Source organism: Rhodococcus sp. P14 (genome assembly GCF_000256505.1).
Lineage (GTDB): Bacteria > Actinomycetota > Actinomycetes > Mycobacteriales > Mycobacteriaceae > Rhodococcus > Rhodococcus ruber.
Genome location: NZ_AJFC01000055.1, coordinates 1 through 10,267, shown reverse-complemented (window position 1 = coordinate 10,267; position 10,267 = coordinate 1). Strand labels below are relative to the sequence as shown.

The following is a 10,267-nucleotide window of genomic DNA, read 5'->3' as shown; positions in this document are numbered from 1 at the left end:
CGACGCTCGCCGGGGTCGGCGGCGGCTCGGGCACCACCACCTACGCGGAGAACATCGGCGTGATGGCCGCGACGCGGGTGTACTCGACCGCGGCGTACTGGGTGGCTGCCGCGACCGCCGTGGTCCTCGCCTTCTCGCCGAAGTTCGGGGCCCTCGTCTTCACCGTCCCCGACGGGGTGCTCGGCGGCGCCACCCTGGTCCTGTACGGCCTGATCGGCATTCTCGGTGTGCGGATCTGGATGGAGGCGAAGGTCGACTTCACCGATCCGGTCAACCTCACGGTGGCCGCCGCCGCGCTGGTGGCCGGGATCGGCGACCTCACCCTCACCGTGGGCTCCGTCGAGCTCGGCGGCATCGCGTGGGGTTCGATCGGCATCCTGATCGCCTACCCGCTCCTGCGCCGCGCGGCGGACCTGCGCCGTCGAGCGCCCGGCGTGTCCGGTCACAAATAACGCTCGTTCCTGTCAGCGTCAGACGGGCCTTCCGATGTCTACCGTGAGCGTGACGTACGTCATCGGATACAGGAGCGCACATGGAACGCACCCTCTTCGAGCCCGAGCACGAACTCTTCCGGGAGTCGTACCGGAAGTTCCTCGAGCAGGAGGTGGCTCCCTTCCACGAGCAGTGGGAGCAGGACAAGATCGTCGACCGCGAGGTCTGGAAGAAGGCCGGCGCGCAGGGTTTCCTGGGCATGGCCGTGCCCGAGGAGTACGGCGGCGGCGGTGTCGAGGACTTCCGCTACAACACGATCGTCACCGAGGAAACCACCCGCGGAGGGTTCAGCGGCATCGGTTTCATGCTGCACAACGACGTCGTGGCCCCATACCTGCTGAAGCTGGCGAACGAGGAGCAGAAGCAGCGCTGGCTGCCGGGATTCTGTTCCGGCGAGATCATCACTGCGATCGCGATGACCGAGCCCGGTACGGGCAGCGACCTGCAGGGCATCAAGACCCGCGCGGTGCGCGACGGCGACGAGTGGATCCTCAACGGTTCCAAGACCTTCATCACCAACGGCATCAACGCGGACCTGGTGATCGTCGTCGCCTGCACCGACCCGGAGAAGGGCGCGCAGGGCTTCTCGCTCCTCGTCGTCGAGCGCGGGATGGCGGGCTTCGAGCGGGGCCGCAACCTCGACAAGATCGGCCTCGCGGCGCAGGACACCGCCGAACTGCACTTCACCGACGTGCGGGTGCCTGCCGCCAACCTCCTCGGTGAGGAGGGCATGGGCTTCATCTACCTGATGCAGAACCTGCCGCAGGAACGTCTGTCGATCGCGGTGGTGGCGGCGGCGGCGATGGAAGCCGTGCTCGAGGACACGATGCAGTACTGCCGGGACCGCAAGGCATTCGGCAAGTCGATCGGCAGCTTCCAGAACACCCGTTTCGAGCTGGCCGAGCTGGCCACCGAGACCACCCTTGCACGCGTGTTCGTGGACAAGTGCATCGAGCAGCTCAATGCCGGCACCCTGAGCGTGCAGGAGGCGGCGATGGCCAAGTTCTGGACCACCGACAAGCAGGTCGAGCTGATCGATCGGTGCCTGCAGCTGCACGGCGGATACGGCTACATGCGTGAATACCCGGTCGCGAAGGCGTATCTCGACGCCCGCGTGCAGAAGATCTACGGCGGGACGAACGAAATCATGAAGGACATCATCGGCCGCGGCCTGAATCTCTGACCCCACCGGGACATGCACGGCGGCGCCGCGAATCGCGGCGCCGCCGTGCGCGTTCTGCGGAAGGGGCGAGGTCAGATCTTGCGGATCACGGTCACGACCTTGCCGAGAATCACCGCGTCGTTGCCCGGGATCGGTTCGAACATCGGGTTGTGCGGCATCAGCCACACGTCGTTGTGTACGCGCTTGAACGTCTTCACGGTCGCTTCACCGTCGAGCATCGCGGCGACGATGTCCCCGTTGTCCGCGACGTTCTGCTGGCGCACCACGACCCAGTCGCCGTCGCAGATGGCCGCGTCGACCATCGACTCGCCGACCACCTTGAGCAGGAACAGCGAACCCTGACCCACCAGTTCTCTCGGGAGCGGGAACACGTCCTCGACGGACTCCTCCGCCAGGATCGGCCCGCCCGCGGCGATCCTGCCCAGCACGGGGACCATGGCAGCCGCCGTGGCCGACTCGGCGGCGACATCGACCCCGTCCACCGGCTGCGCCTGCGGCGCCGGCGGCTGCGAATCCTCGAGCCCGCGCACGTCCACCGCGCGGGGACGGTTCGGATCGCGCCGGAGGAAACCCTTGCGCTCGAGGGTGCGCAACTGGTGCGCCACCGACGAGGTGGAGTTGAGGCCCACTGCGTCGCCGATCTCGCGGATGCTCGGAGGGTAGCCGCGCTGGGTGACCGATTCGCGGATCACCTCGAGGACGCGGCGCTGGCGTTCCGTGAGGCCGACGGCCGGATCCGCGGTGGTCGTCCGGCTCCGCCCCGCCGGGGGATGGCCGTCCGTCATGTCGTGACCTCCGTGCGTCGTGTGTCGGATGTGCTGGATGTGATGGATCGAATCTAGCTCTCCGCGGCCCGGTTATCAAACATCTGTTCGACGTTTTCCGCCCGTTGTGCTGACTTTGTCGGAGCGACGTGGTACACATCGAACATACGTTCCTTCGAACAGGTGATCGAACGGCCGTCGATCGAGCGATGACCGAAGTTCCGCTGCGGGTCCTGTCCCGCGGACGAGCGACACGTCGCGGGCACCGTCCCGCGGGCGAGTGACACGGAGGCCTCGATGAGGACATCAGCAGTGCGCCGAACCGAACGGAACCACCGGCAGTTCGACGACACCGGGCCGCACGACACCGGGCCGCACGACACCGGGCCGCAGGACACCGGGCCGCAGGACACCGAGGACCGGGTACGCCGGGCAGGGACGACGCATCTCGTGCGGCGCCCCCACGAGGCGCCCGCCCGCCGGCTTCCCGTCCGTCCGGACGGGGGGATCGTGGACTACCGGCGCGCTCCGGTCCGGGTCTCACGCGTCCCGCACCGGCCGGCCGAGGTCGCACACACCCGCCCGGGCACGATACTGGCGACGGCGCTGCTGACCGCGCTCGTGACTGCGGGACTGCTCGGCATCGCGCACCTGCGCACCAGTCAGGTCGCGGCCGGCGCCGCACGCACCGACGTCACCGTCGTGCAGGCGGGCGAATCGCTCGGCGACGTCGCGGCCCGGGTGGCTCCGGGTCTGTCCCGGTCCGAGGCGATCGAGCGGATCCTCGACCTCAATGCCATGCCGGACGGTCGCCTCCGCACCGGCCAGACCCTGCTCGTTCCGGCCTCCGCGCCGCGGTGAACAGGCATGGGCGGGCAGGCACCGGGTTCGGCCGACGACCCGGGTATGCAGGTATTGTCGACTCTTGTCAGTGACACCACCTCGTGTGGTCGCGCCGAGAGCGATTCGCCTGCCGGTGGGTCCGGTCTCGGGAGGACGGCATCGGTTCGACGCCGACGTCGCGGCCAGCACGGCTACGACGAAGGAATCGACATGTACTGCCCGTATTGCCGGCACCCCGATTCCCGCGTCGTCGATTCCCGTGAAGCCGACGAGGGGGCCGCGATCCGGCGCCGGAGGGCATGCCCCCAGTGCGGAAGACGGTTCACCACGGTCGAGACGGCGGTGCTGTCGGTCGTCAAACGCAGCGGCGTCACCGAACCGTTCAGCCGGGAGAAGGTGGTGCGCGGCGTAGCTCGCGCCTGTCAGGGACGCGACGTCGACAACGATGCCCTCAACCTCCTCGCCCAGCAGGTCGAGGACGCGGTGCGGGCCAAGGGGTCCCCGGAGATTCCGAGCAACGAGGTCGGTCTGGCCATCCTCGGACCCCTGCGCGACCTGGACGAGGTGGCGTACCTGCGGTTCGCGTCCGTCTACCGGTCCTTCAGCTCCGCAGAGGATTTCGAACGCGAGATCAAGGAGCTGCGCGAGCACCAGCACCGGCGCGAGACCGGATCCGAGAACTGAGCGCCCGGCGGGACGCGTCGCCGCTCAGCGAATCGCCGCGACGGCCTTGAGGATCCGCTGCTCCGAGATCGGCCCACGGGTTCCGAGATGCTGGGCGAACAGGCTGACCCGTAGCTCCTCGATCATCCACGAGATCGCCACCACCTCGGCGGCGGTGGCCCGCTCCTGCGGCAGCCGTGCGAGCAGGCGGTCGTACTCGGCGTAGACCCGGTCCAGCACGTCCATGCCTTGCCGATCGCGGTGCGCGCTCGCCGGCAGCGCTTCGAGCCGATGCGCCGCCGCGGCCAGGTAGCGGGGCAGATCGGCGAGCCGGGCACTGCCGAGTTCGGTGACGAATCCGCGGAACAGCAGCGAGGCCAGCTGTTCCCGCACGTCCTCGGCAGCCTCGCCGCGCACCTTCTCGAGCAGGACTTCCACGTCGTGCGCGCGCGCCAGGGCGGGCACGACGAGTTTCAGCAGCGCCGCGACCCGGCCCGGCAACTCGGCGCGCACCACCTTCGCCAACGCGCTGAACTCGTCGGGTGTGCGTACCGGCTTGCCGTGCCGGACGATCGACTCGTCCACCGCGCAGGCCCGGCAGTCCTCGAGCAGATCCTCGAAGGAGCCGTCGGGGTTGCGTCCGAGCGCCAGCCGCTCGCTGTTGCTCAGGCCCGACGCAGCAGCGCGCGCCTGCATGGGGACTGCCTCGAGGAGCAGTGCCCGCAACCCGGTGCGCATCGCGGCCTGCTGCGCCTGCGAGGTGCTGAGCACCCGGACCGCCACACCACGATCCTCGGAGACCAGCGTCGGATATCCCGTCACGCGTTGTCCGGCCACGGTGCGTGTCACCGTCGGTTCGAGGGTGCCGAGGGTCTCGGCTGTCCAGACCAGTGCCGGCTCCCGTTCGGTGCTCGACGCCGCCCGCGAGACTTCGGCCTCGACGCGGGTTCCCAGCCGCCTCCGCAGATCGGTCAGGCTCTTGCTGCGCGCGAGAACCGATCCTTGTTCGTCGACGGCGGCGAACGTCATCCGCAGGTGGTCCGGCAGCGCGGTCGGCTCGAAGTCGCTCGGCTCGATCCGTGTCGCCCCGAGCCGCGACAGTTCCCGGGCCATCGCGTTGACGAGCGGCTCGGACCGGGGCCGGACCGACGCGAGGGCCGCCGCGGCGAAGTCCGGTGCCGGAACCACTTGGCGGCGAAGATGTTTGGGGAGCGTCTTGATGAGAGCGGTGACCAGGTCGACCCGCATGCCGGGCACCGACCAGTCGAAGCCGACGGGTCGGACCCCGGCGAGCAGCGCGACGGGAATGCGGACGGTGACGCCGTCCTCCTCCGTGCCCGGCTCGAACTGGTAGGTGAGGGGGAACTGCAGATCGCCCTGCCGCCACGCGTCGGGGTAGTCGCCGCCGAGGACCGCGGCGGCGTCCTGGTTGACCACCGTGTCCGGGGTGAAGGTGAGCAGTTCGGGGTTCTTCTGCCGCTCCTTCTTCCACCACGTGTCGAAGTGCCGCGCCGACACGACTTCCGGTCCGACGCGCTGGTCGTAGAAGTCGAACAGGGTCTCGTCGTCGACGAGGATGTCGCGCCGGCGGGCCCGGTGCTCGAGCGCCTCGACGTCGTCCAGCAGCGCGCGATTGGCATGGAAGAACTTGTGGCGCGTCCGCCACTCGCCCTGGACGAGGGCGTGCCGGATGAACAGCTCGCGGGAGGTCTCCCGGTCGATCGCCCCGTACTGCACCGGCCGTTGCGCCACCAGGGGGATGCCGTAGAGCGTGACCCGCTCGTAGGCCATGGCCGCCTCGCGCTTGGTCGACCAGTGCGGTTCGGAATAGGTGCGTTTGACCAGGTGCGGCGCGAGCTTCTCGGCCCACTCGGGTTCGATGCGCGCCGCCGTCCGGGCCCACAGCCGCGACGTCTCGACGAGCTCGGCCGCCATCACCCAGCGCGGCGGCTTCCTGGCCAGCGACGAACCGGGGAAGATCGCGAACCGGGTTCCGCGCGCGCCGAGGAAGTCCCGCTTCTCGCCCTCGCGCAGGCCGACGTGCGAGAGCAGCCCCGCCAGCAGCGACTGGTGGATCGAGTCGGGCCCGACGTCCTGGTGCCGGGTCTCCCAGCCGAGATTCAGGGTGATCTGACGGAGCTGGCCCTGCAGGTCCTGCCATTCCCGGATCCGCAGCCAGTGCAGGAACTCGTCGCGGCACATCTTGCGGAACCTGCTGGACGACAGTTCCTTCCGCTGCTGCTTGAGGTAGTCCCACAACTGCAGGTACGCGAGGAAGTCCGAGCCCTCCACGGCGAACCGGGCGTGTTTCTCGTCGGCCGCCTGCTGGAACTCGGCCGGTCGCTCGCGCACGTCCTGGATCGACAGGGCCGCGACGATGATCAGGACCTCGCGCAGGCATCCGTTGCGGTGCCCCTCCACGATCATCCGTGCCATCCGCGGATCGACCGGCAGCAGCGCGAGTTCGCGCCCGGTCCCGGTGAGCCGGGGCAGTTCGTCCTTCGCGGCCCGCTCGAGCGCCCCGAGCTCCTCGAGCAGCGCGATGCCGTCGCGGACGGCGCGCGGGTCGGGGGCTTCGACGAAGGGGAACGAGGCGATGTCCCCGAGTCCGAGCGCCGTCATCTGCAGCACGACCGAGGCGAGGTTGGTGCGCAGAATTTCCGGCTCGGTGAACTCGGGGCGGGCCTCGAAGTCCTCCTCCGAGTACAGCCGGATACAGATGCCGTCGGCGACACGACCGCAGCGCCCGGACCGCTGCCTGGCCGAGGCCTGCGAGATCTCCTCGATCGGCAGTCGCTGGACCTTGGTGCGCACCGAGTAGCGGGAGATCCGCGCGGTGCCGGGGTCGACGACGTAGCGGATGCCCGGGACGGTGAGCGAGGTCTCGGCGACGTTGGTGGACAACACCACTCGCCGGCCGGTGTGCGGGGTGAACACCCGGTGCTGCTCGGCGGCCGACAGCCGTGCATACAGGGGCAGGATCTCGGTGCCCCGGAGTCTGCGGTCGCGCAGGGCATCGGCGGTGTCCCGGATCTCGCGTTCACCGGAGAGAAAGACGAGGATGTCCCCGTCGCCTTCTGCGGCGAGTTCCTCGACCGCCTCACAGACGGCGTCGACCGGGTCGCGGTCGACGAGTGTGTCGCCCACCTCGATCGTCAGGGGCCGGTAGCGGACTTCGACCGGATAGGTGCGGCCGGAGACTTCGACGATGGGTGCGGGCGTGCCGTCGGCTGCTGCGAAGTGGTTCGCGAACCGCTCGGGGTCGATCGTCGCCGAGGTGATGATCACCTTCAGGTCCGGTCGCCGGGGCAGCAGTTCCTTGAGGTAGCCGAGGATGAAGTCGATGTTGAGGCTGCGTTCGTGTGCCTCGTCGATGATGAGGGTGTCGTATCGGCGCAGCAGCCGATCGCGCTGGATCTCGGCGAGGAGGATGCCGTCGGTCATCAGCTTGATCAGGGTTGCGTCCGACACCTGGTCGGTGAACCGGACGGTGTAGCCGACGGTGTCGCCGAGCTCGGAGTCGAGTTCCTCGGCGATGCGCTCGGCGACCGCGCGGGCGGCGATGCGGCGCGGCTGCGTGTGCCCGATCAGGCCGCGCACCCCGCGCCCCAGTTCGAGGCAGATCTTCGGGATCTGGGTGGTCTTGCCGGACCCGGTTTCCCCGGCGACAATGACGACCTGGTGGTCGCGGATGGCGGCGGCGATGTCGTCCTTGCGCTGCGAGACCGGGAGGTTCTCGGGATAGGTGACGGTCGGCGCGGCGGCCACCCGCGCGGCGAGCCGCAGTCGGGCCTGCTCGATCTCGGCGGCGATCTTCGCCAGGTCCCCGGGCCGGCGGGCCCGGTCGAGCCGCCGGCGAAGGCGATGCTCGTCGCGCAGCGACACGTCGGTGAGGGCCGACTTCAGGTCACGGCGTGTCGGCCCGGGCGGGGCGGGGGAGTGCGGAGTCTCGCGTGAGGTGGACATGCTGGATGTACAGCCTAGCGAAGCGCGCGTTCTCGCTGCGCGCCGCCCGGCGCATAGGATGGCGGTTTCATCGCCGTTCGTGGAACAGGAGCAGATCGTGGGCGCGTTGTGGCACGGGTTCGCAGACATGGGTGCCGTCGAACGGGACGGTGCGTTCGTCGTCGCGCGCGGCGAGGGCGCCTACATCTGGGACCGGGCCGGCACCAGGTATCTCGATGCCACCGCCGGCCTCTGGTTCGCGAACGTCGGTCACGGCCGCTCCGAGATCGGTGACGCGGTGGCAGCGCAACTGGCGAAGGTGGCGCACTACTCCAATTTCGGCGACCTGGCCGCGGAGCCGACCGTCGAACTGGCGGAACGGCTCGCCACGATCGCACCCGTTCCCGGCAGCAAGATCTTCTTCACCTCCGGCGGTTCGGATTCGATCGACACGGCGGCCAAGCTGACGCGCCGCTACTGGCAGGAGCTGGGACGGCCGGAGAAGACCCTCGTCGTCAGCCGGGAGAAGGCCTATCACGGCATGCACGTCGGGGGCACGTCCCTCGCCGGAATCCCGGTCAACGCCGAGGGGTACGGCGACCTCTGGGACGACGCCGCCAAGGTGTCGTGGGACGACGCGAAGTCGCTGCTCGCCCTCATCGAACGGGTCGGGGCCGACCGGATCGCGGCGTTCTTCTGCGAGCCGATCATCGGCGCGGGCGGCGTGTACCTGCCGCCGGAGGGCTATCTCGCCGAGGTCCGCGACATCTGCCGTGAGCACGACGTGCTCTTCGTGGTCGACGAGGTGGTCACCGGCTTCGGCCGCATCGGCGGCTCGTGGTTCGCCTCGGACCGGCTCGGTCTGGAACCGGACCTGATGACCACGGCGAAGGGGCTCACCTCCGGGTACGTGCCGATGGGCGCGGTGTTCGTGTCGCCCAAGGTGGCCGAACCGTTCTTCGCCGGCGGGGTGTGGTGGCGGCACGGCTACACCTACGGCGGGCATGCCGGTGCCGCGGCGGCGGCCCTGGCGAACCTGGACATCCTCGAGCGCGAGAACCTGCTCGCCGAGTCGGCGCGGCTGGAGCGGACCCTGCACGAGAAGCTGTCCCCGCTGGCCGAGCACCCGCGCGTCGCGGAGGTCCGCAGCGGTCTCGGTGCCGTGGCCGCAGTGCAGCTCGCCGACGCGTCCGAGGCGCTGCAGTTCGTGAAGACGCTTCGGCAGCACGGGATTTCGAGCCGGGCCGCGGGGCAGGGTGCACTGCAGATCTCGCCGTCGTTCGTGATGACGGACGAGCAGGTGCAGGACCTCGCGGACGGGTTCGCCTCCGCCCTGGGGTGATCGGCGGCCGGCGCAGCCGCCCGGCCGGGCGGGTCGCCTCAGCGGCGGATCCGGATCCCCCGGAACCCGGTGCGGATCCGCGTGCACAGTCCCGTGGTCACCTCGTCCAGGGGCACCGCGCTCTGCGTGTCGTGCGCGGCGGCGACGCGGGCGTAGCGGTCGTGCAGCTTCGTGCGTACCTCGTCGGGGGTGTACGCACGCCGCCTGCGCTCGTCGCGCATCACGACTGCGCCCGTCGCGGCGACGCCGACCGCTCCGGCGAGCCCGACGAGTTTCCACCACTGCCTGCCCTTCAATGCCATGCGCGCGAGCCTAGACGGCAGGGGTCGGGCCGGGGCCGCGCTCACCTGTGATCGATGCTCGTCACCGTCGACCGGCGCGATCTCCCGGACGCTCCGGGCGGACAGTGTGTTTCAGGGCCTGTCCGGTGATCCGTTGCGTCCCGGTCGTATCCGGCTGCGGGCGTGTCCGGAACTCGAATCGACTACCGACGGCATTGGGGTGGAACGCGTCCGGGAGGGCGGTGAACAGCGCGTGCTGCGCCTTCCAGGACGTGCAGTGGGCGGGCACGACCACGGCCGGGTCCGCCGCCGCGAGGGCGGTCACCGTCCGAGGGACGATCGGACCGTCGCGGAGATGGAACCCGCCGAGGACGGCGTGGAGCCGGCCGACCCCGGTGAGCCGCTCGGCGTGCTCGAGGATGTTGATCAGCCCGGCGTGCCCGCATCCGGTGAGAACGACGAGTCCCCGCTCGCGGAGGTGCAGGACGACGGCCTGGTCGTCGTCGATCAGCGGGTCGGGCCGCCAGCGGCCGTCCCGGTGGACTTGATGGCCCGGCATGCCGGTCTCGTACCCGGTGGTCCGCGCGATCCGGCCGGTCACCAGGAGCATTCCGTCGAGCAGGAAGGAGGGGCGCCGGTTCTCGACGACGACGAACCCCGCGCCCTCGATCGCCGCGCGGCTCGGTGTCGGTAGCTCGAAGGCGCCGCCGGGACCGACGATGCGCCGGCGCGTCCAGAAATCGGGGTGCACGAG

General features: G+C 69.9%; 9 protein-coding genes. 5 read left to right on the top strand and 4 right to left on the bottom strand.

All coding sequences use genetic code 11. The annotated features are described in order from the left end of the window. The coding region (locus OEY_RS0103875; RefSeq protein WP_010592629.1) for a solute carrier family 23 protein at positions 1–452 on the top strand (452 nt) is incomplete at its 5' end. 80 nt (positions 453–532) lie between these two features. Beyond that, the gene (locus tag OEY_RS0103870) at positions 533–1,675 is read left to right on the top strand and encodes an acyl-CoA dehydrogenase family protein (RefSeq protein WP_010592628.1); all 1,143 of its coding nucleotides are present in this window, start codon (positions 533–535) and stop codon (positions 1,673–1,675) included. Positions 1,676–1,746: 71 nt separating this feature from the next. On the opposite strand, the gene lexA is transcribed toward OEY_RS0103870, so the two are convergent. Then, on the bottom strand, positions 1,747–2,460 hold the full coding sequence (lexA, locus tag OEY_RS0103865; protein ID WP_010592627.1) for a transcriptional repressor LexA: 714 nt from the start codon (positions 2,458–2,460) through the stop codon (positions 1,747–1,749). A 276-nt stretch (positions 2,461–2,736) separates the two neighbouring features. Between lexA and OEY_RS0103860 the strand changes: the two genes are divergently transcribed. Then, on the top strand, positions 2,737–3,300 hold the full coding sequence (locus OEY_RS0103860; RefSeq protein WP_099527968.1) for a LysM peptidoglycan-binding domain-containing protein: 564 nt from the start codon (positions 2,737–2,739) through the stop codon (positions 3,298–3,300). Between the two features lie 192 nt (positions 3,301–3,492). Further along, on the top strand, positions 3,493–3,966 hold the full coding sequence (nrdR, locus tag OEY_RS0103855) for a transcriptional regulator NrdR (RefSeq protein WP_010592625.1): 474 nt from the start codon (positions 3,493–3,495) through the stop codon (positions 3,964–3,966). Between the two features lie 24 nt (positions 3,967–3,990). Here nrdR and hrpA read toward each other — a convergent pair whose 3' ends face one another. After that, complete coding sequence (gene hrpA / locus OEY_RS0103850; RefSeq protein ID WP_010592624.1) at positions 3,991–7,911, bottom strand: ATP-dependent RNA helicase HrpA; 3,921 nt, start codon at positions 7,909–7,911, stop codon at positions 3,991–3,993. A gap of 58 nt (positions 7,912–7,969) precedes the next feature. On the opposite strand from hrpA, the gene OEY_RS0103845 reads away from it, so the two are divergent. After that, entirely contained in the window at positions 7,970–9,232 is a 1,263-nt protein-coding gene (locus OEY_RS0103845) for an aminotransferase family protein (protein ID WP_048772808.1), read from the top strand. Positions 9,233–9,270: 38 nt separating this feature from the next. Here OEY_RS0103845 and OEY_RS0103840 read toward each other — a convergent pair whose 3' ends face one another. Beyond that, a complete protein-coding gene (locus OEY_RS0103840) occupies positions 9,271–9,534 on the bottom strand; it encodes a hypothetical protein (RefSeq protein WP_010592622.1) in 264 nt (87 codons plus the stop codon). Positions 9,535–9,595: 61 nt separating this feature from the next. After that, a partial coding sequence (locus tag OEY_RS27995; RefSeq protein ID WP_010592621.1) for an MBL fold metallo-hydrolase occupies positions 9,596–10,267 on the bottom strand: 672 nt, incomplete at its 5' end.